This window comes from Streptomyces sp. NPDC091272 (assembly GCF_044757485.1).
GTDB lineage: Bacteria > Actinomycetota > Actinomycetes > Streptomycetales > Streptomycetaceae > Streptomyces.
Window position 1 is genome coordinate 62,132 of sequence record NZ_JBIVVC010000015.1, and the last position, 19,080, is coordinate 81,211.

Below are 19,080 nucleotides of genomic sequence, written 5' to 3' on the forward strand. Positions count from 1 at the left end.
CGTGGTTACTGGCGCGTCAAGAGTGATCGAAGAGGAAAGCGCGGGCTGACGAATTTCTCACACGTAGTCATGGAAGCGGGCGCGGCGGGTAGGGCGAAGTCCGGATTGTTGGCATTGCTGACGGGATGGGCGCACGACCCGCATGCGGAGGGTGAGGGGCGCGGTCAGGGGCGCCAGTGCGGGTGTTCGTCCTCGGCCCAGGCCCGGTCGACCTCGCCGGTGCGCATGCCGCGGCGGGATTCCGGGTGGGTCAGCGCCATCCAGAGGTGCCCGGCGATGACGATGCCCATGCCGAGGGCGAGCCAGTCGTGGACGAAGGTGGCGCTCGTGCGCCAGGTCAGCGGTGCCAGGTGCGTGAACCACATCAGCAGGCCCGTACCGAGCATGACGAGCGCGGCGCCCGCGATCCAGCCCGCCCAGAGTTTCTGTCCCGCGTTGAACTTCCCGGCCGGTCGGTGGTGGTGCTGCCGCCGGCGGGCCGCCCGCAGCCAATCCCTGTCGTACGAGGTGAAGCGGCCCAGCAGCGAGAGGTCGGCGCGGAAGGCCCGGGAGGCCAGGCCCAGCACGTACGGGACGGGGAGCAGGACGCCCGTCCAGATGTGCACGGTGACCACCAGGTGACGGCGGCCCACCAGTTCGGCCAGGGACGGCAGGTAGAGGCAGGCCGCGGTGGCGACGCAGGTGAGCATCAGGATCGCGGTCGCACGGTGCACCAGGCGCTCGGCGCGCGTGAACCTCCTGACCCGGGCGGAGGGTTCAGACGGTGGGGGCGTCGGTGCGGCCGTTGGACCTGCCGACCCAGGCGTCGACGTCATATCCCAGTTCCTCCCAGTAGCCGGGGTGGACCCGGTCGGTGACGGTGATGCCGGAGAGCCATTTCGCCGACTTGTAGAAGTACATCGGGGCGACGTAGAGGCGCACCGGGCCGCCGTGCGCGTGCGAGACGTCCTTGTCCTGCATCCGCAGGGCCGCCAGCACGTCCTTGCGGCCCGCCTGCTGGAGGGTGAGGCTCTCGCTGTAGGTGCCGTCGAAGCAGGTGAAGCGGATCGCCCGTGCGCCCGGCCGCACGCCGGCCAGGGACAGGAGGTGCGAGAGCCGCACGCCCTCGAAGGGTGTCTCGGGGACCCGCCAGCCGGTGACGCACTGGACGTCGCGGACCGTCCTGGTCTGCGGCATCGCCCTGAGCTGCGCCAGGGTGTAGGTGGCGGGGCGGTCGACCAGGCCGTCGACGGTGAGGCGGTAGGTCAGGTCCGTCTTCTGCGGGGTGGAGGCGGACACCGAGTAGTAGCGGAAACCGCCGCTGCCGGGGAGGAGCCCGGTCAGACCGGTGGGGTCCTTGCCTGCGGCCGACCCGAGGAAGGAGTCGATGCCGTTCTGGACGTACGGGGCGGCGGCCACGCCTGCCGCACCGAGCCCGAGCATTCCCAGGACGAGACGACGGCCGACGGGCGCTCCGCGGGAACGGGACGCGGAGTCGTCCGGGCGGTGGTGGTCCGGGGGTGGGGGTTGAGGGGTCACACCCCCGATTCGAGCACTCGCGGCCGCCGGGGGCCAGGGGCCGCGAGCACTCGTCAGCGTTTCGTCAGATGTGGCGGGACGCGGATCAGCGTTGCGTCGGCCGGGACCCGGCCGCCTTGTCCAGCTGGAAGGCCTCGTTGCCGAGGCCGATCCGGGCGTGCACCTCGGGCTTCTTCGCCTTGAGCACCGCGCCGTACACCAGGCCGCCGACCGCGGTGACGGCGATGATGCCGGGCAGGATCCAGCTCAGCGCGGAACCGGACTGCGCTCCGACCAGGATGTCGAAGTCCTTGACGGTGTAGACGGCGATCGCCAGGAGGGCGACCCCGGCGAGACCGGAGCAGAGCAGCCGCCACTTCTGCGCCGCGCCCGCCCCGCGCCGTACGAAGAAGGCGATCACCGCGAACGACGCGACGGCCATCAGCAGGATGACCCCGAGCGCGCCGACGTTGCCCATCCAGGTGAACAGGTGCAGGACCGGGGTGGTCGGGTCGCCCACCGGCTTGTCGTCGGTGAGGGCGAACGCCAGGACGACCAGCAGCGAGACGGCCGACTGGAGGACCGAGCCGGTGGCGGGCGCGCCGCTCGCCTTGTTCGTGCGGCCGAAGGCGGCGGGCAGCAGGCCCTCGCGGCCCATCGCGAAGGAGTACCTGGCCACGACGTTGTGGAAGCTGAGGAGCGCGGCGAACATTCCGGTCACGAAGAGGATGTGCAGCACGTCGGTGAAGGCGCCGCCGAGCCGCTCCTGGACCAGGGTGAAGAGCATCCCCGGGCCTTCCTTGGTGGCGAGTTCGGAGACCTTGCCGGGGCCGGCGGCGACGCTGACCGCCCAGGAGCTGAGGGCCAGGAAGATCGCGGAGTAGGCGACGCCGAGGAACATCACACGGGAGACGATGACGTGCGGACGCTTGGTCTCCTCGGCGTACACCGGGGCCTGCTCGAAGCCCACGAACGCGGCGATGGAGAAGCAGAGCGCGGTGCCCAGCGCCACTCCGGGGCCGCTGAGGGTGCCCGGGTCGAACGCGGCGAGGGACAGTCCGGCCGACTTCGAGGGTTCGGCGACTGCCGAAACGTCGAAGATGACGACGAGCAGGCACTCGATGAGGAGCAGGACGCCGAGGACCTTCGCGTTGAGGTCGATCTTGAGCCAGCCGAGGAAGCCGACGAGGACGACGCAGACCAGGGCCGGGACCCACCAGGCGATGCTGAGGTCCAGGTAGGTGGCGAAGATGCCGGAGAGCTCGAAGCCGAGGATGCCGAAGATGCCGACCTGCATGGCGCTGTACGCGACGAGGGCGACCAGGGAGGCGCCGGCGCCCGCGGTGGCGCCGAGACCCCTCGCTATGTACGCGTAGAAGGCGCCCGCGTTGTGGACGTGCCTGCTCATCTCCGCGTACCCGACGCTGAACAGGAGGAGGACCGCGCCGAGGATGAGGAACAGCAGCGGCTGGCCGACCACTCCCATCACCCCGAAGATCGTGGGCATGACACCCGCGACGACCATCAGGGGGGCGCTCGCGGCGAGGACGGACAGCAGCAGGCCGAGCGTGCCGAGGCGGCCCGCGCGCAGGGCCCCCTCCTGCCCCTTGTAGGTGTTGATCCCGGCGTCGCCGCCGCCGTCGCCACCGCTGCCGGTCGCTCTGCTCGTGCGTGTGGATGAACTGCCCGTGGCCATCGCGGGGTTGTCCCTTCGGAGTGGAGGAGGGGGCTGTCATGGTCCGTGGTGCGGGTGGGACTTGTTACGGGTGGGACTTGCTACCGGGTGGAACTTTTTACCGGATGGGACTTTTTACGGGTGGGACTTGAGGGTCAGACGTCGCCGAGGGCGACGCCGCGGGCGGTGCGGAACGCCTGGTGCGGGTCCCGGTCGGGGTACGACCAGGGGGCCGTGGTGCGGTGCGGCCCGATCCGGTGGAACAGCGCCGCCGCCTCCGCGGTGCGGCCCTCGCAGTACTTCGCGTGGGCGAGGAAGTTGAGGTCGACGCGGGAGCGCGGGTGGTCCTCGCGCTCCCATTCCAGCCACCAGTCGAAGGCGGCCTTCATGGTCTGGCGGGCCCGGCGGCCGGTCCAGTGGCCGGAGCTCTCGGGGTCGGGCGGCACCTGCCCGGCGACGGCGAGCGCCCGGTAGCGCTCGGCGTGCGCGACCACCGGCAGGACGGCCAGCGGGGAGTCCGCGGGGGCCTGTTCGGCGGCCCAGGCGGCGAAGTCGTACACCTCGTGGAGGGGGTCCTGCCCTATGTCGGGGCGGCGCTCCGCGAGCCGCGCGATGATCAGGTGGTGGGCGTGGTGGTGCTCCGTGTGGCGCGCCCTTACCTGGTCGTACAGCTGGGTGACCTCTTCCTCGGTGCCGAGGTGACGGGCGAGCAGGAGCATCGCGAGCCACGGCGTCGGGTCGGCGGGGGCGCATCCGGCGGCGCGGCGGCAGGACTGCCGTGCGCGGTCGGGGCAGCCTTTGCCGAGCAGGGCGCGGTGGACCTCGGCGCACGCCAGGAGGGCGGCGGCGTCGGCGCTCTCGGGCTCGGCCAGCAGCCAGTCCTGGGCCCAGGCGTGGGTTCCCTTAGGTTCGGCGAGGACGAGGAGGCGGTGGCCGCGGCGGTCCCAGTCGTCGCCGGTGCGGGCCAGCAGGGAGCGCGCCCTGCTCCAGCGCCCCTGACCCAACTGCTCGCGCACTTCCACGAGTTCGGTGTCGTCGAGGGCCGGGTCACAGGGCGGCTCACCCCGGCGACGACGGCCGAGGAGCGGCGGAGGTGGGGCCATCCGCGGGGTACCTCCACGGCGCGATGAGCCAGCGTTTGATCACGCACAGCAAACCGGTACGGGTGGCTCCACGTCAAGGCCCGTCCGAATTCACGGGTGTCAACTCACCCGTCGGTTGCCGCAGTTGAAATCGGCCACGGGAAGGTATTCCCAGGTGAGGGATGGTTTTTCTCCTAGGATGGCGGCATGAGCGACGAATTGACGTCCACGCAAGCGGCTTCGGAAGGTACGGCCGCTGAGGGCGCGGCCACGCGGCGGGCGGCGCGGCCGGCGCTGCCGCCGTATCTCCTCGCCTTCCCCGGCCCGTTGCGCGACCAGCTGGTCGCCGCGGTGCTGTCCGGGGAGAAGGTGGCGACGACGGGGCTGCTGAGCGAGTACGAGGCGGAGGACGAGGAGTTCCCGCCGGTGGGTGAGCGGTCGGTGCTGATCGACTCGGCCGGGCGCGAGGTGGCGGTCCTCGAAGTGACCGGCGTACGGGTGCTGCGGCTGGGTGACGTGGACCTTCAGCACGCGCGCGACGAGGGCGAGGGGCACACCTCCGTCGCCGAGTGGCGCGCGGACCACGAGGCGTTCTGGCACGGCGAGGAGATGCGGGAGGCGATGGGCGACCCGGACTTCGTGGTGGACGATTCGACGATGGTGGTGGCGGAGAGGTTCAGGGTGGTGGAGAGGCTGTAGGGGCGGGGTGCGCGAGGTGGGCCGGTCGCGGGGGCGTGACACTCCGAGGGCGGGGGTGGGGAGGGAGCGGGGCAGCCCCGCTGCCCAAAGGGGCTGGGGCCGCGAGGCGTCCCGCTGCCCCAGGGGGCTGGGGCCGCGAGGCCCCGCTGCCCAAGGGAGCTGGCCCGCCCCGCGTCAGCTGACCGCTCGGGCCGCTGCCCGTCCTGCCGCGCGGCCCGAGAAGATGCAGCCGCCCAGGAAGGTGCCTTCCAGGGAGCGGTAGCCGTGGACGCCGCCGCCGCCGAAGCCCGCCGCCTCGCCCGCCGCGTAGACGCCGGGCAGCGGGCTGCCCTCCGGTGTGAGGACCCGGGAGGAGAGGTCGGTCTCCAGCCCGCCGAGGGACTTGCGGGTCAGGATGTGCAGGCGTACCGCAATCAGCGGGCCTGCCTTCGGGTCCAGGATCCGGTGCGGGGTCGCGGTGCGGATCAGTTTGTCGCCGAGGTACTTGCGGGCCCCGTGGATCGCGGTGACCTGGAGGTCCTTGGTAAAGGGGTTTGCGATCTCCCGGTCGCGCGCGACGAGTTGGCGGCGCAGGTCCGCCTCGTCGATCAGCGGTTCCCCGGTGAGGGCGTTCATGCCGCGCACCAGCGAGGCGAGGTCCTTCTCGACGACGAAGTCCGCACCGTTGTCCATGAACGCCTTGACGGGGGCCGGCACGGCCGCGCGGGCCCGGTCGACGACCCCGCGCACCGACTTGCCCGTCAGGTCGGGGTTCTGCTCCGACCCTGAGAGCGCGAACTCCTTGCCGATGATCTTCTGGTCGAGCACGAACCACGTGTGGTCATGGCCCGTCTTCATGATGTGGTCGAGCGTGCCGAGCGTGTCGAAACCGGGGAAGAGCGGGACGGGAAGCCGCTTGCCCCGGGCGTCGAGCCACACGGAGGAGGGGCCAGGCAGGATGCGGATGCCGTGCTTGGCCCAGACGGGGTTCCAGTTCTCGATGCCCTCGGTGTAGTGCCACATCCGGTCGCGGTTGATGTGGCTGGCACCGGCCGCCTCCGTGATGCCGAGCATCAGGCCGTCGACGTGTGCGGGGACGCCGGAGAGCATGTGGGCGGGCGGCGTGCCGAGGCGCTCGGGCCACTGGGCGCGGACCAGGTCGTGGTTTCCGCCGATGCCGCCCGAGGTGACGATCACCGCCTGGGCGCGGAGCGAGAACTCCCCGGTCACGGTGCGGCTGCTGGCGGTGCCGCGCTCGGCGGTGGACGGCTCCAGGATCTCCCCGATCACCGTGTCGACAGTGCCTGCGGTGCGGGACAGACCGGTGACCCGGTGGCGGAACCTGAACGTCACCAGGCCGCGCGCCACGCCCTCGCGGACCCGCCGGACGAACGGGGCGAGGAGCCCCGGGCCCGTACCCCAGGTGATGTGGAAGCGGGGGACGGAGTTGCCGTGGCCGCTCGCGTCGTAGCCGCCGCGCTCCGCCCAGCCGACTACGGGGAAGAAGCGGACGCCCTGCCGGTGCAGCCAGTGGCGCTTCTCCCCCGCCGCGAAGTCGACGTAGGCCTCGGCCCACCTGCGCGCCCAGGCGTCCTCCTCGCGGTCGAAGCCCGCGGTGCCCAGCCAGTCCTGGAGGGCGAGTTCGCGGCTGTCCTTGACGCGCATCCGGCGCTGTTCCGGCGAGTCCACGAGGAAGAGGCCGCCGAAGGACCAGTGGGCCTGTCCGCCCAGCGACTGCTCGGGCTCCTGGTCGAGGAGGATCACCTTGCGGCCGGCGTCGACCAGCTCGGCGGTGGCGACGAGGCCGGCCAGACCCGCACCGATGACGATGACGTCCGCGTCGTGGCCCGTGGCGGCTCCGTCGTGGCCCATGGCGGCCCCGTCGTGGCCCGTGGTGGCGTTCCCCTTGGCATCCATGGCCCGATCTTCGGTACGCGGGAGTAACTAGTCAACCGTTCGCCCGGCAGGGCTTCCCGGGCCTCGCATCCGCGGTTTTCTGCGGCAACCCCCTCGCGCGGATGCAATTAATAATGGCCAGCATTACAATGGGGACATGGCAAGGACCAGGACAGGGACAGCGGGGCCGGGCACCCGGGAGAAGCTCATCCGTGCGGCGGAGGAGATCTTCGCAGCTCAAGGGGTTGACGGGGCGCAGCTGCGCGACGTGGTGAAGCTGGCGGGGCAGAGCAACCCGTCGGCCGTGCAGTACCACTTCGGCTCGCGCGCCGGGCTCCTGGACGCCGTGATGGCGGGACGCCAGCAGCGCACCGAGCAGGTGCTCGCGCCGCTGCTGGACGGGTGCGGGGACTCCGTGCGGGACCTCGTCACCGCGCTTGTCGCGGCGGAGGCCTCCGAGCTGGCCACCGACCGGGGCAGGCGCTGTCTGCGCGTCTCGGCGCAGCTCAGCCATGAGAGCGGCGTCCGCTCCGGCATCCCGCACCCGACGCTTGCGGGCACCGCGTACTGGCGGCTCATCGAGCGCGTCGAGGCCGCTCTCGGGCGCGACGGGCTGCCGGAGCCGCTGCGGCGGGAGCGGCTCGACCTCGCCCTGACCCTGGTCGGCGCCGCGCTGGCGGACCGGGCCCGCCAGTACCTGGCCGGCGTCACCCCGCTCACCGGTCAGCACGTGTTCCTCGCCGACCTGGTGGAGACGACCACGGCGCTGCTCGGCGCGCCGCACACCCACGTACCGCACACCCCCTCATGAGAGAAGGCAGCACCATGGGCAACAACGACCTCACCGGCAGGACCGTCGTCGTCACCGGCGGCGCCCGAGGCCTCGGGGCCGAGGCCGCCAGGCAGGCGGTGGCCGCCGGCGCCAACGTCGTCATCACCGACGTCCTCGACGAGGAGGGCGCGGCCACCGCGGCCGAGCTCGGCGAGCGGGCCCGCTTCCAGCATCACGACGTGACGTCGGAGGAGGACTGGGCGCGGGTGACGGCGTACGCGGTCGCCGAGTTCGGCGGTGTCGACGGCCTGGTGAACAACGCCGGGATATCCACCGGCCAGTTCCTCGCGGACGAGTCGGTCGAACACTTCCGCAAGGTCCTCGACATCAACCTGACCGGTGTGTTCATCGGCATGAAGTCCGTCATCCCGGCGATGCGGGAGGCCGGCGGCGGGTCGATCGTCAACATCTCCTCCGCGGCGGGGCTGATGGGTCTGCCCCTGACCGCCGGTTACGGCGCGTCCAAGTGGGGCGTGCGCGGGCTGACGAAGATCGGCGCGGTCGAGCTGGGCACCGCGAGGATCCGGGTGAACTCCGTCCACCCGGGCATGACGTACACGCCGATGACGGCCGCCGTCGGCATCCGGCAGGGCGAGGGCAACTACCCCAACACCCCGATGGGCCGGGTGGGCGAGGCGCACGAGATCGCCGGCGCGGTCGTCTTCCTGCTGTCCGACGCCGCCTCGTACGTCACCGGCGCCGAGCTGGCCGTGGACGGCGGCTGGACGACCGGGCCGACGGTGAAGTACACCATGGGTCAGTAGCTGCGGGTGGGGTTGGATGGGCGTATGAGTTCTGTGAACCCCGTGCATCCGGTGAACCCCGCCGAAGAGATCCTGGACGTCGTCGACGAGCACGACCAGGTCGTCGGACAGGCCCCGCGCGGCGAGGTGTACGCGCGTGGCCTGCGCCACCGCTGCACCTTCGTCCTGGTGAAGGACGCGCGGGGGCGCACCTTCGTGCACCGGCGGACCGCGACCAAGCTCGTCTTCCCCTCCCTGTACGACATGTTCGTCGGGGGCGTCGTCGGCGCGGGCGAGTCCTACGACGAAGCGGCGCTGCGCGAGGCGGAGGAGGAACTGGGAGTGTCGGGGCTGCCCCGGCCGGTGCCCGTCTGCGAGTTCCTCTACGAGGGCGCGGGGCAGAGCTGGTGGAGCCACGTCTACGAGGTGCGCTGCGACCTGCCGGTGAACCCGCAGGCGGAGGAGGTCGCCTGGCACTCCTTCGTGACCGACGAGGAGCTGGCGCGGCGGCTGGGGACGGGGCCCGACGCCTGGGAGTGGGTGCCGGACGGACGGGCCGCGTACGAGCTGCTGGCCCGCCGGTGAGCGGCCGGCGGCAAGGGCTGCGGCTGTGGTGGGCGCCGCAGCGCGTCCAGGAGGAGGGTGAGACGCCCGACTACCGGTTCTCGCTGGCCAACGAGCGCACCTTCCTGGCCTGGGTGAGGACGGCGCTGGCGCTGGTCGGGGCGGGGTTCGCGGTCGACCAGTTTCTGCCGGACCTGCGCTGGGGGGTCCGGGTCGCGATGGCCCTCGCGCTGCTGGCCGCCGGGGCGCTGTGCGCGCTGCGCGCAGTCAACCACTGGGTGCGCTGCGAGCGGGCGATGCGGCGCGGCGATGACCTGCCGGTGACGCGCTTCCCCACCGTACTGAGCCTGCTGGTGGGCGTGGTGGCGGTCGCCATGGTGGTGGTGGTGCTGTTCGGGTGGGAGAGGTGAGTACGGGCGACGCGGCGGCGGGTGCGCAGGTTGGGCGCGATCCCGGTCTGCAGCCCGAGCGGACCCGGCTGGCGTGGCGGCGTACGACCTTGTCGTGCACGGCGGTCGCGGTGCTCGCGGGCAAGCAGGCCGTCCATGACGGGATCACGCCGGCCGGGGTGCTGGCCGGCGCGCTGAGCGCGCTGGTGTGGGTGGCGTTCCTGTTCGTCGCGCACCGGCGGATGCGGGAGCTGGACCGCCCCCGGCCCTCGGCGCTCAGTGTCGGGCGGGCGCTGGCAGGGGTGGGCTGCGTACTGGCGCTCGCGGGCTTCGCGGTGGCGGTGGTGCGGTGAGGCGGGGCGCGGGCGCCGCTCCTCCTGCTTGCGTCCCGCCTGCCGCCCGCGGTGCGGTGGTGGCGCAGCCGACGCTCCTCCCCCACGCCGCCCGCGGTGCGGCGGTGGTCACAGAGTGGTGCGGCCTCTGGACGGCATACCGACTGGTCGGCATCATGAGGCGCAACGTCCCGCACGTCCGTACGCGCCCGGAGGCACTCCATGAGCACCGTCCCCCCATCAGGGCCCCAGGCCACCGCCGCGCAGCCGCCCGGTCTCGACCCCGAGCGGCTGCGCGCGTACCTGGAGCGCGAGCGGCCGGGCCTGGTGGCCGGGCCGTTGACCGCGAGGCTGATCGAGGGCGGCCGGTCCAACCTGACGTACGACGTCGGTGACGGGACGAACCGATGGGTGGTGCGCCGGCCGCCGCTGGGGCACGTACTGGCGACCGCGCACGACATGAGGCGCGAGTTCCGGGTGATCAGCGGGCTGCATCCGACGAAGGTCCCGGTGCCGGAGCCGGTGCTGCTGTGCGAGGACGAGTCGGTGCTCGGATCGCCCTTTTACGTCATGGAGTTCGTGGCGGGGACGCCGTACCGGACGGCGGAGGAGCTCGCCGCGCTGGGTCCCGGGCGGACCAGGGAGGCGGTGCTGAACCTCGTCGACACGCTGGTGGAGCTGCACGCCGTGGACCCCGGGGAGGTGGGACTCGGCGACTTCGGCCGCCCCGAGGGGTTCCTGGACCGTCAGCTGCGGCGCTGGGGCAAGCAGTTGGACGCCTCCCGCAACCGGGAGCTGGCCGGTATCGACGAGCTGCACGCCGCGCTGGGCCGGGCGATGCCCGAATCCCCCGCAGCCACGGTCGTCCACGGTGACTACCGGCTCGACAACGTCCTGATCGGCGGCCCTGAGGACTCCATCCGCGCCGTCCTGGACTGGGAGATGTCCACGCTCGGCGACCCGTTGACCGATCTGGGGCTGCTGGTGATGTACGGGACGAAGCTGGATCTGCCCGGCTCCCCCATCTCCACGACGGCAGCGGCGGCGGGCCACCCCACGACGGACGAGCTCGTCGCGCGGTACGCGGACGCCTCGGGGCGGGACGTGTCGGCGGTGCACTGGTACACGGCGTTCGCCTGGTTCAAGCTCGCCGTGATCCTCGAAGGCATCCACTACCGCTACACCCTCGGGCAGACCGTCGGCGCCGGGTTCGACCGGATCGGCGAACTGGTGCCCGTCTTCATCCAGCACGGCACAACGACTCTCACGTCCCTCCGGAAGGGCTGATTCCCATGGACTTCGCATACGACGCACGCACCGAGGAGCTGCGCGGCAGACTGCTCGCCTTCATGGAAAGCCACGTCTACCCGGCGGAAGCGGTCGCGGACGAGCAGCGGGCGCAGCTCGCCTCGCCCTGGGACACGCCCCCCGTGGTCGAGGAGCTGAAGGCGCAGGCGCGGCGTGAGGGCCTGTGGAACCTCTTCCTGCCGGATGCCGGGTACGGGGCCGGGCTGACCAATCTCCAGTACGCGCCGCTCGCCGAGATCACCGGCCGTTCCCCGCAGTTGGCGCCGACCGCACTGAACTGCGCGGCGCCGGACACCGGCAACATGGAGCTGCTGGCGCAGTTCGCCACCGAGCAGCAGAAGAAGCAGTGGCTCGAACCGCTCCTGGCGGGCGAGATCCGGTCGGCGTTCGCCATGACCGAGCCCGAGGTGGCCTCGTCGGACGCGACGAACATCGAGACCAGGATCGAGCGGTCGGCCGACGGCGGCGAGTACGTCGTCACGGGCCGCAAGTGGTACATCTCCGGGGCGATGAACCCCGACTGCAAGATCTTCATCGTGATGGGCAAGACCGACCCGGACGGCACGGACGTACGCCGTCAGCAGTCGATGATCCTCGTACCGCGTGACACGCCCGGCGTCGAGATCCGCCGCGCGATGCAGGTCTACGGGTACGAGGACCACTACCACGGGGGTCACGCGGAGGTCGTGTTCGACGGTGTGCGGGTGCCGGCGGCGAACCTGGTCGGCGAGGAGGGCGGCGGCTTCGCCATCGCGCAGGCACGGCTCGGCCCCGGCCGGATCCACCACTGCATGCGGCTGATCGGCATGGCCGAGCGGGCCGTCGAGCTGATGTGCCGCCGGGCGGTGTCGCGCAGCGCCTTCGGCAAGACACTCGCCCAGCAGGGCGTCGTGCAGAACTGGATCGCGGACGCGCGGGTGACCGTGGAGCAACTGCGGCTGCTGGTCCTGAAGACGGCCTGGCTGATGGACACGGTCGGCAACCGGGGTGCGCACACCGAGATCCAGGCGATCAAGATCGCGACGCCGCGCGCGGTGCTCGACATCATCGACAACGCGGTGCAGCTGTACGGTGCGGGCGGCGTCAGCCAGGACTTCCCGCTGGCCGAGCTGTGGGCGGGCGCACGGACGCTGCGGCTGGCGGACGGACCCGACGAGGTGCACCAGAGGTCGCTGGCGCGACGGGAACTGAAGAAGTACCTCTGACCCCTCACGGCCCCTCACCGTCCGGATCCGGAGCCCGGCCCCACGGGGGGCCACCCCCCGTGGGGCCGGGCTCGGGACGGGCGGGGCCGGTCCGGCGGTTACGGTCGCAGGGCGCGCAGCAGCAGGTCCGCCAGGTGGTCCGCGACCTGCTGCGGAGCCAGTGGGCCGCCGGGGCGGTACCAGGTCGACAGGTGGTGGACCGAGCCGAAGTGGTAGTCGACCACCAGGTCGGCGGGGGTGGCCTTCGAGAAGACGCCGGCCTGCTGTCCCTCCTCCACCAGGGCGCGGAACCTCTCGTGGTAGCGCCGCCGCTCCGCCCGTACCTGCTTGTCCTTCTCCGGGGCCAAGTGGTGCATCGAGCGGAAGAAGATCGACGCGTCGTCGAGGTTCTCGATCGTGGTGACCACGACGTCCGCCGCCGCGTCCCGCAGCCGCTGTTCGACCGGGGCGTCCGCGTCGGCGAACGCGTCGAGGCGCTCCTGCTGGAGCCGCAGCACCCGTGCGTACACCTCGTGCAGCAGGTCGTCCTTGGAGCCGAAGTAGTGGTAGAGGGCGCCCTTGGTGACGCCCGCCGCCTCGACGATCTCCTGGACGGAGGTGCGGTCGTAGCCGCGCTCGGCGAAGAGCCGGGTGGCGGCGGCCAGCAACCGCTGGGGAACGGGGGTTCCGCTCGGGTCCGTCGCTCTGGCCATTGCCGCCACCTGCCTTGCCTGTCGTCGTATGTCCGTAGAACTACCGCGGGGAACGCAGTTCCCGCCGGAGGATCTTCCCACTTGTCGTCTTGGGCAGCTCGGGCAGGACCTCCACCTCGCGCGGGTACTTGTACGCGGCCAGCCGCTCCTTGCAGTACCCGATCAGGTCCTGTGCCCCGACGCCCGCGCCGGGCCGCAGACTGACGTACGCCTTGACGCTCTCGCCGCGGTAGGGGTCGGGAACCCCGACGACGGCCGCCTCGCGGACCTCGGGGTGGCTGTAGAGGACGTCCTCCACCTCACGGGGCCAGACCTTGAACCCGGACGCGTTGATCATGTCCTTCTTGCGGTCGACGACGTACAGCCAGCCGTCGGTGTCCATGAACCCGATGTCACCGGTGCGCAGCTCGCCGTCGGGGAAGGTCTCGGCGGTGGCCTCGGGCAGCCGCCAGTAGCCGGAGACGACCTGCGGGCCGCGCACCGCTATCTCGCCCTGTTCGCCGAAGGGCACGTCCGCGCCCTTCTCGTCGACGATACGGACCAGGGTGTCGGGGCCCGGCACGCCGACCGACAGCGTCCCGGACACCGGGTCGACGGGCGCCTCCTTCTCCGGCGGTACGGAGGCGCAGGGCGCGGTGCACTCGGTGAGCCCGTAACCGTTGCGGATGTACGGGCCGAGGGCCGCCCGGAACTGTTCCACCAGCGCGGGCGGCAGCGGGGCTCCTCCGGAGGAGATCACCTCGAAGGACGCGAAGTGCTCCCGGGTGACGCCCGGGGTGGCCGCCAGTGCCATGAACGCCGTCGAGGGGCCGACGGTGTACGCGGGCCGGTGCTCGGCGAAGGCGTCCAGGACCACCTGGGGGTGGAAGCGGTAGGCGAGGACGAGGGTGCCCGCGTTGGTCAGGCAGGCGGCCAGCTGGGCGACCATGCCGGTGATGTGGAAGAGCGGGGCGAGGGCGAAGTACGACGACCCCTCGGCGATGGGGTGGCCGCGGCGCTGCCGCTCGGCGTTGACCATGATGTTTCCGTGGGAGTTCATCGCCCCCTTCGGTGTGCCGCTGGTGCCCGACGTGTAACTGATCAACGCCGTGTCGGTGGGGCCCAGTTCCCGCCCGGAGGGTGATTCCAGTCCGGCGCGGGCGACCTCGATCAGGTCGTCGGCGTCAGCGGGCCGCGGCAGCCGCTCGAAGTTCAGCACCCGCGCGTCGTCCGTGCTCTGCAGGTCGAGCTCGCAGCCCGTCAGCACGATCCGTACCGAGGGGGCGGCGGCGGCCGTGTCGCGCAGGTAGGCCTCCCAGGCCCGGTCCGCGCAGACGAGGGCGGTGACCTCGGCGTCCTTGAGGGCGTGGCCGACCTCGGCGGACTTGTACATCGGGTTCAGCGGGACGACGGTGGCGCCCGCCTTCCAGGCACCGAGCAGGGCGATGACGAAGTGCGGCGAGTTCTGGAGCATGATCGCGACGCGGTCGCCGCGGCGCAGCCCCTTCGCCGCGAGATGCCCGGCCACCGAGTCGGAGAGCGCCTCCGTCTCGCCGTAGCTCAGCCCTCCGTCGAAGTAGGCGAGGGCGGTGCGGCCGGGGGCGCGTGCCACGCTCTCCCGGAAGGCGTGCACCAGGGTCGGCGCCGGGTGCACGGGGGCCAGCTGGGCCTCGCTGAGCTGGGCGAGCCACGGCTTGGCCGCATAGCTGGTAGCCGTGTGCGGGGAGTCACTCACTTGCCCGCCCCTTCCCACTTCTGCTGGAGATGGTTCATGCCGGACAGCCAGCGGTCCGGTTCCGTCGCCCGCGCCGTGTAGTAGTCCGCCACCTCGGGGTGCGGCAGGATCAGGAAACGGTCCGCCGCGATGCCTTCGAAGAGTGCGTCGGCGACGGCTTCCGGTTCGATCGCGGTCGGGGCGAGGACCAGGTCGCCCGCCGTCCCGGCGGAGGTCAGCATGTCCGTGCGGACGCCCTGCGGGCAGATCGCGTGGACCTTGACGCCCCTGTGCCGGTAGGTGAGCGAGAGCCACTCGGCGAAGGCGAGCGCGCCGTGCTTGGTGACGCTGTACGGGGCCGCGCCGATCATGGTGAGCAGGCCGGCGGCGGACACGGTGGAGACGAACCGGCCGTCGCCCCGCTCCAGCCACTCGGGCAGCAGGCTGCGTGCCGCCCGTACGTGGGCCATCACATTGACGTCCCAGGCGGTTTCCCAGAGGTCCTCGTCGAACGGGTCGCCCCCGCCGCCGACCCCGGCGTTGGCGCAGTACACGTCGATCGCGCCGCCGAGCGCCTCGCGCGCCTCGTCCACGATCCGTGAGGCGTCTCCCGGCACGGCGGTCGCGCCGATCCCGTCGGCGACCGCCTTGGCCTTCCCCGCGTCCAGGTCGTTGACCACGACCCGCGCGCCGCCGGCCGCGAACTTCCGGGCGAGCGCGGCCCCGATGCCGCCTCCCGCGCCCGTGACCACGACTCCCGCGCCTTGCACCGAATCCATCTGGGCTCCGCCTCTCCACGCCGACTGCTCAGCAGACTAACCAGTCGGTATGGAGTGGGGAAAGGGTTGTACGCACATGATCCGCAGCGCGCTCCGTTCCGCACCGGGAGGACAGGGGCTAGCGTGCGCGGACATGACAGACCGGCCGATCACGGAGGTTGTGCGGATGAGCTTGTCCAGGAGAGGGCTGCTGGCTGCGGGCGGCGGCACGGTGGGCGCGGCGCTCACCACCGGCCCGGCCGCCGCGGCTGCCCCGGCGCGCCACGGCGAAGGCCCCCGGGTCCGTACCGGGTTCGACCGTCTCGCGGCCGACGGCTACCGGCTGCTGAGCGGCGCGAAGGTCGGCATCGTCACCAACCCGACCGGCGTCACCTCCGACGTCCGGCACATCGTCGACGTGATGCACGCCGACGACCGGGTGAACCTCACCGCCGTCTTCGGGCCCGAGCACGGCTTCCGGGGCACCGCGCAGGCGGGCGGCTCCGAGGGGCGGTACGACGATCCGGCGACCGGGCTCCCGGTCTACGACACCTACCTCAAGAGCGGACAGCCGCTCGCCGACGTCTTCACTGCCTCCGGGGTGGACACCGTCGTCTTCGACATCCAGGACGCGGGCGCGCGGTTCTACACGTACATCTGGACGCTGTACGACTGCATGGTGGCGGCGGCGCTCGCGGGCAAGCGGTTCGTGGTGCTCGACCGGCCGAATCCGGTGACCGGGCGGACGGCGCTGGGGCCGGTGCTGGACCGGGCGTTCGCGACCTTCGTGGGGCGGGAGCCGATCGCGCAGGCGCACGGGATGACGGTGGCGGAGCTGGCGCTGCTGTTCAACGCGGAGTTCCTGACGAAGCCGGTGCCTCTCGACGTGGTGCGGATGACGGGGTGGCGGCGCGCCGACTTCTTCGACGCGACGGGGCTGCCGTGGGTGCCGCCGAGCCCGAACATGCCCACGGCGGGGACGGCGCTGGTGTACTCGGGCACGTGCCTCTTCGAGGGCACGAACCTCTCGGAGGGCCGCGGCACCACCTCCCCGTTCGAACTGCTGGGCGCCGAGGGCGTCGACCGGCGGTGGGCGGAGGCGGCGAACGCGGAGCGGCTGGCGGGGGTGCGGCTGCGGGAGGCCTACTTCGCCCCGACCTTCTCCAAGTTCCAGGGGAAGACGATCGGGGGCGTCCAACTGCACGTCCACGACCGGGAGTCGTTCGACCCGGTGCGTACCGGCATCGCCCTCCTGGTGACGGCGAGGCGGAGCTGGAGCGGCTTCGCGTGGCGGCCGGACAACTGGATCGACAAGCTCACCGGGAACACCCGGGTGCGCACGATGATCGACGCGGGGGCGGGGACGGACGAGGTGGTGGGCGCCTGGCAGGCGGACCTGGCGGCCTTCCGCAGAGTGCGGCGCGAGCACCTGCTGTACCGGTGAGGCCGCAGTGCCGGGACGCGGGGTCCCACATGGTGGGACCCCGCGTCCCGGCTATTGACTGCCCCGTACACCGACCGAGAACCTGCCGGTCGTGAACGACGAACCACGCACCACGAAGACAGCGTCACCGGCCGCCACCACCGAAGCGCCCCCCGACAGTCCGGAGAAGCTGCGCAGGGTGGCGGTGGCCAGTTTCATCGGCACCGCCATCGAGTTCTACGACTTCTACATCTACGGGACGGCGGCGGCTCTCGTCCTCAACGAGGCGTTCTTCCCGAACCTCACACCGCTCAACGCGACGCTCGCGTCCTTCTCGACGTATGCCGTCGCGTTCGCCGCCCGCCCGCTCGGCTCGGTGATCTTCGGTCACTTCGGCGACCGGGTGGGCCGCAAGTCGGTCCTGGTCGCCTCGCTGCTGCTGATGGGACTGTCGACCGCGCTGGTGGGTCTGCTGCCCGGATACGGCAGTTGGGGCATCTGGGCGCCGCTGCTGCTGGTCCTGCTCCGCTTCCTGCAGGGCATCGGCCTCGGCGGCGAGTGGGGCGGGGCCGCGCTGCTCGCGGTGGAGCACGCACCCAAGGGGCGGCGGGGCCTCTATGCGGCGTTCCCCCAACTCGGCCCGTCCATCGGCTTCTTCGCCGCGACCGGGATCTTCTGGCTGCTGTCGGCGGCGCTGGACGACGCGGCGTTCCGGAGCTGGGGGTGGCGGATTCCGTTCCTGCTGTCGTTCCTGCTGGTCGCGGTGGGGCTGTTCGTACGGCTGAAGATCAGTGAGACACCGGTGTTCCGGCGGGTGATGGAGCAGCAGGAGGCCAGCAAGGTCCCCACCCTGGAGGTCTTCCGCAAGTTCCCGCGGGAGCTGCTGCTCGGCGCGGGCGGCATGATCGTCGCGTACGGGCTGTTCTACACGGCCACGACGTACTGCCTCTCGTACGCGACGACGACCCTCGGGGTGCCGCGCAACACCATGCTCGGGCTGTCCATGGTGGCCTGTCTGTTCCTGGCGGCGGGCACCTGGATCGCGGCGACGCGCTCGGACGCGGGCGGCCGGCGCAAGCTGATCCTGGCGGGCTCGGGGCTGGCCGTGGTGTGGGGCCTGGTCATCTTCCCGCTGCTGGGCACCCGCCAGCCGGTGCTGATCGCGGTGGCGCTCGGCGGTGCGCTGTTCTGCATGGGCGTCGTGTACGGGCCGATGGGCGCGTACCTGCCGGAGCTGTTCGGCGCCCGGGTGCGGTACTCGGGCGCGTCCCTGGCGTACAACCTGGGCGGGGTGCTCGGTGGCGCCGTGGCCCCGCTGGTGGCCACCCGGCTGCAGGCGGGCCTCGGTTCGGCCTCGGTCGGCTGGTACGTGAGCGCGATGGCGGTCGTGTCACTGCTGTGCGTACTGGCACTGCCGGAGACGCGGGAGCGGGAGCTGGGCTGAGCACGGGCGCTCCTTCCCGTGCTTCACCTCTTCGCATGGGCACTCCGGCCCGTCCTTCACCCCTTCGAGTGAGGCGTTCGAGCGTCGGAAAGACGTGGAGAGACGGGAGGGTTCTGTGCGAATCGGGAGCAATCGATCCCTGATGGGGCCCATCGGATTTTCGATGGAGCCGAAACGGGCACTCGTACGTCCATTCATCGACGCCGAAGTACCAGCGACGGAGGTGGCAGTGCGATGGCCGGTTTTCGGAGTCTCGCAAGACAGGTTCGTGATCCGAGGTGTGATCTTGCGCTGAGGCGGTATTCGCTGCGCAAGTGCCTGGAGCGGTTCGCCCCTTACGGGCACCGGGCGACGTGGGACCACCTGTGCACCCGGCACGGGTTCGCCCAGGAGGACAGGGCGCCCGACCCGGCGCGGCTGGTGGCCGCGCTGGAGGAACTGGAGGAGGCGCGGGCCGTCTGGCTCGCCTACGAGGTGGAGTTCGCGCGGCGGCGCAAGCGCGAGAAGCACGACGGGCTGCGGCGGCCGGGCTCCTTCGACGACTGGCACCGGCGGACCTGGGGCGGTTTCGGGGTCGCGTGGTGCGACGATCCGGCGGTCCATCCGTCGGGGCCGATGGCCGACGTGCTGCGCCGGCTGATCTCCGCACTGGAGTCGGAGCCCGGCACGCACTGCCCGGTGTGTGCGTCGGGGCGGACCGTCTGGAAGCAGGACATGATCCATGAACCGTGGTTCGGGCCGGTGTGCGCGGGGTGCGGCATCCTGGTGCCCCAGCCCGTCCTGACGCCCGAGGCGCTGGCGGAGGCCAAGAGGGTACGGCGCAGGGAACTGGCGTCCGTGGCGTGAGCACGGGTGGGAGTCCGTGGGAG

Annotated in this window: 19 protein-coding genes; 11 read left to right on the forward strand and 8 right to left on the reverse strand. The window is 71.7% G+C overall.

What is annotated here, in order from left to right:
- Positions 1–164 precede the first annotated feature (164 nt).
- The 4 genes from ACIQM4_RS30965 to ACIQM4_RS30980 all read right to left on the reverse strand — a co-directional run bounded on the left by ACIQM4_RS30965 (position 165) and on the right by ACIQM4_RS30980 (position 4,275).
- Positions 165–815 (reverse strand): cytochrome b/b6 domain-containing protein, encoded by a 651-nt coding sequence (locus tag ACIQM4_RS30965; protein ID WP_401598372.1) that lies wholly within the window; start codon positions 813–815, stop codon positions 165–167.
- The gene (locus ACIQM4_RS30970) at positions 757–1,422 is read right to left on the reverse strand and encodes a molybdopterin-dependent oxidoreductase (RefSeq protein ID WP_401598515.1); all 666 of its coding nucleotides are present in this window, start codon (positions 1,420–1,422) and stop codon (positions 757–759) included. The genes ACIQM4_RS30965 and ACIQM4_RS30970 overlap by 59 nt, the downstream gene beginning before the upstream one ends.
- A 181-nt stretch (positions 1,423–1,603) precedes the next feature.
- Positions 1,604–3,193, reverse strand: a complete 1,590-nt coding sequence (locus ACIQM4_RS30975; protein WP_401598373.1) for an APC family permease — start codon at positions 3,191–3,193, stop codon at positions 1,604–1,606.
- Positions 3,194–3,327: 134 nt separating this feature from the next.
- Positions 3,328–4,275 carry a hypothetical protein gene (locus ACIQM4_RS30980; RefSeq protein ID WP_401598374.1) on the reverse strand — a complete coding sequence of 316 codons (948 nt, stop codon included), beginning with the start codon at positions 4,273–4,275 and terminating at the stop codon, positions 3,328–3,330.
- Between the two features lie 186 nt (positions 4,276–4,461).
- On the opposite strand from ACIQM4_RS30980, the gene ACIQM4_RS30985 reads away from it, so the two are divergent.
- Positions 4,462–4,953, forward strand: coding sequence for an ASCH domain-containing protein (locus tag ACIQM4_RS30985; protein WP_401598376.1), 492 nt, complete (start codon positions 4,462–4,464; stop codon positions 4,951–4,953).
- 174 nt (positions 4,954–5,127) lie between these two features.
- On the opposite strand, the gene ACIQM4_RS30990 is transcribed toward ACIQM4_RS30985, so the two are convergent.
- Positions 5,128–6,804, reverse strand: coding sequence for an FAD-binding dehydrogenase (locus ACIQM4_RS30990; RefSeq protein ID WP_401598517.1), 1,677 nt, complete (start codon positions 6,802–6,804; stop codon positions 5,128–5,130).
- Between the two features lie 181 nt (positions 6,805–6,985).
- Here ACIQM4_RS30990 and ACIQM4_RS30995 point away from each other — a divergent pair, with 181 nt between their 5' ends.
- From ACIQM4_RS30995 to ACIQM4_RS31025, 7 genes are all read left to right on the forward strand, one after another.
- A complete protein-coding gene (locus tag ACIQM4_RS30995; protein ID WP_401598378.1) occupies positions 6,986–7,639 on the forward strand; it encodes a TetR/AcrR family transcriptional regulator in 654 nt (217 codons plus the stop codon).
- A gap of 14 nt (positions 7,640–7,653) precedes the next feature.
- The gene (locus ACIQM4_RS31000; RefSeq protein ID WP_401598380.1) at positions 7,654–8,424 is read left to right on the forward strand and encodes a glucose 1-dehydrogenase; all 771 of its coding nucleotides are present in this window, start codon (positions 7,654–7,656) and stop codon (positions 8,422–8,424) included.
- A gap of 24 nt (positions 8,425–8,448) precedes the next feature.
- Entirely contained in the window at positions 8,449–8,988 is a 540-nt protein-coding gene (locus ACIQM4_RS31005; protein ID WP_401598382.1) for an NUDIX hydrolase, read from the forward strand.
- Positions 8,985–9,377, forward strand: coding sequence for a YidH family protein (locus ACIQM4_RS31010; RefSeq protein ID WP_401598383.1), 393 nt, complete (start codon positions 8,985–8,987; stop codon positions 9,375–9,377). Before ACIQM4_RS31005 ends, ACIQM4_RS31010 begins: the two co-directional genes overlap by 4 nt.
- A complete protein-coding gene (locus tag ACIQM4_RS31015; RefSeq protein WP_401598384.1) occupies positions 9,374–9,709 on the forward strand; it encodes a DUF202 domain-containing protein in 336 nt (111 codons plus the stop codon). The genes ACIQM4_RS31010 and ACIQM4_RS31015 overlap by 4 nt, the downstream gene beginning before the upstream one ends.
- A 201-nt stretch (positions 9,710–9,910) precedes the next feature.
- Positions 9,911–10,975: a phosphotransferase family protein gene (locus ACIQM4_RS31020; RefSeq protein ID WP_401598386.1), complete on the forward strand. Its 1,065-nt coding sequence runs from the start codon at positions 9,911–9,913 to the stop codon at positions 10,973–10,975.
- Positions 10,976–10,980: 5 nt separating this feature from the next.
- Positions 10,981–12,201 carry an acyl-CoA dehydrogenase family protein gene (locus ACIQM4_RS31025; RefSeq protein WP_401598387.1) on the forward strand — a complete coding sequence of 407 codons (1,221 nt, stop codon included), beginning with the start codon at positions 10,981–10,983 and terminating at the stop codon, positions 12,199–12,201.
- Positions 12,202–12,299: 98 nt separating this feature from the next.
- Here ACIQM4_RS31025 and ACIQM4_RS31030 read toward each other — a convergent pair whose 3' ends face one another.
- From ACIQM4_RS31030 to ACIQM4_RS31040, 3 genes are read right to left on the reverse strand one after another with little or no spacing between them, the layout of a single operon-like run.
- The gene (locus tag ACIQM4_RS31030) at positions 12,300–12,893 is read right to left on the reverse strand and encodes a TetR/AcrR family transcriptional regulator (RefSeq protein WP_401598388.1); all 594 of its coding nucleotides are present in this window, start codon (positions 12,891–12,893) and stop codon (positions 12,300–12,302) included.
- Positions 12,894–12,933: 40 nt separating this feature from the next.
- On the reverse strand, positions 12,934–14,607 hold the full coding sequence (locus tag ACIQM4_RS31035) for a class I adenylate-forming enzyme family protein (protein WP_401598390.1): 1,674 nt from the start codon (positions 14,605–14,607) through the stop codon (positions 12,934–12,936).
- The gene (locus ACIQM4_RS31040) at positions 14,604–15,365 is read right to left on the reverse strand and encodes an SDR family oxidoreductase (RefSeq protein WP_401598392.1); all 762 of its coding nucleotides are present in this window, start codon (positions 15,363–15,365) and stop codon (positions 14,604–14,606) included. Before ACIQM4_RS31040 ends, ACIQM4_RS31035 begins: the two co-directional genes overlap by 4 nt.
- Before the next feature lie 166 nt (positions 15,366–15,531).
- On the opposite strand from ACIQM4_RS31040, the gene ACIQM4_RS31045 reads away from it, so the two are divergent.
- The 3 genes from ACIQM4_RS31045 to ACIQM4_RS31055 all read left to right on the forward strand — a co-directional run bounded on the left by ACIQM4_RS31045 (position 15,532) and on the right by ACIQM4_RS31055 (position 19,057).
- Positions 15,532–16,788, forward strand: a complete 1,257-nt coding sequence (locus ACIQM4_RS31045; RefSeq protein WP_401598394.1) for an exo-beta-N-acetylmuramidase NamZ domain-containing protein — start codon at positions 15,532–15,534, stop codon at positions 16,786–16,788.
- A 169-nt stretch (positions 16,789–16,957) separates the two neighbouring features.
- The gene (locus tag ACIQM4_RS31050) at positions 16,958–18,211 is read left to right on the forward strand and encodes an MFS transporter (RefSeq protein WP_401598519.1); all 1,254 of its coding nucleotides are present in this window, start codon (positions 16,958–16,960) and stop codon (positions 18,209–18,211) included.
- Positions 18,212–18,445: 234 nt separating this feature from the next.
- On the forward strand, positions 18,446–19,057 hold the full coding sequence (locus ACIQM4_RS31055; protein ID WP_401598395.1) for a hypothetical protein: 612 nt from the start codon (positions 18,446–18,448) through the stop codon (positions 19,055–19,057).
- The last annotated feature ends 23 nt before the right edge of the window (positions 19,058–19,080 follow it).

Excerpts from the sequence above, each read along its gene's own strand:
- ACIQM4_RS30980 (WP_401598374.1), bottom strand. The coding sequence starts at position 4,275 with ATGGCCCCACCTCCGCCGCTCCTCGGCCGTCGTCGCCGGGGTGAGCCG.
- ACIQM4_RS31025 (WP_401598387.1), top strand. The coding sequence starts at position 10,981 with ATGGACTTCGCATACGACGCACGCACCGAGGAGCTGCGCGGCAGACTG.
- ACIQM4_RS30995 (WP_401598378.1), top strand. The coding sequence starts at position 6,986 with ATGGCAAGGACCAGGACAGGGACAGCGGGGCCGGGCACCCGGGAGAAG.
- ACIQM4_RS30990 (WP_401598517.1), bottom strand. The coding sequence starts at position 6,804 with ATGGGCCACGACGGAGCCGCCACGGGCCACGACGCGGACGTCATCGTC.
- ACIQM4_RS31040 (WP_401598392.1), bottom strand. The coding sequence starts at position 15,365 with ATGGATTCGGTGCAAGGCGCGGGAGTCGTGGTCACGGGCGCGGGAGGC.
- ACIQM4_RS30970 (WP_401598515.1), bottom strand. The coding sequence starts at position 1,422 with ATGCTCGGGCTCGGTGCGGCAGGCGTGGCCGCCGCCCCGTACGTCCAG.
- ACIQM4_RS30975 (WP_401598373.1), bottom strand. The coding sequence starts at position 3,193 with ATGGCCACGGGCAGTTCATCCACACGCACGAGCAGAGCGACCGGCAGC.
- ACIQM4_RS31000 (WP_401598380.1), top strand. The coding sequence starts at position 7,654 with ATGGGCAACAACGACCTCACCGGCAGGACCGTCGTCGTCACCGGCGGC.
- ACIQM4_RS31005 (WP_401598382.1), top strand. The coding sequence starts at position 8,449 with ATGAGTTCTGTGAACCCCGTGCATCCGGTGAACCCCGCCGAAGAGATC.
- ACIQM4_RS30965 (WP_401598372.1), bottom strand. The coding sequence starts at position 815 with ATGACGTCGACGCCTGGGTCGGCAGGTCCAACGGCCGCACCGACGCCC.
- ACIQM4_RS30985 (WP_401598376.1), top strand. The coding sequence starts at position 4,462 with ATGAGCGACGAATTGACGTCCACGCAAGCGGCTTCGGAAGGTACGGCC.
- ACIQM4_RS31045 (WP_401598394.1), top strand. The coding sequence starts at position 15,532 with ATGAGCTTGTCCAGGAGAGGGCTGCTGGCTGCGGGCGGCGGCACGGTG.
- ACIQM4_RS31020 (WP_401598386.1), top strand. The coding sequence starts at position 9,911 with ATGAGCACCGTCCCCCCATCAGGGCCCCAGGCCACCGCCGCGCAGCCG.
- ACIQM4_RS31055 (WP_401598395.1), top strand. The coding sequence starts at position 18,446 with ATGGCCGGTTTTCGGAGTCTCGCAAGACAGGTTCGTGATCCGAGGTGT.
- ACIQM4_RS31030 (WP_401598388.1), bottom strand. The coding sequence starts at position 12,893 with ATGGCCAGAGCGACGGACCCGAGCGGAACCCCCGTTCCCCAGCGGTTG.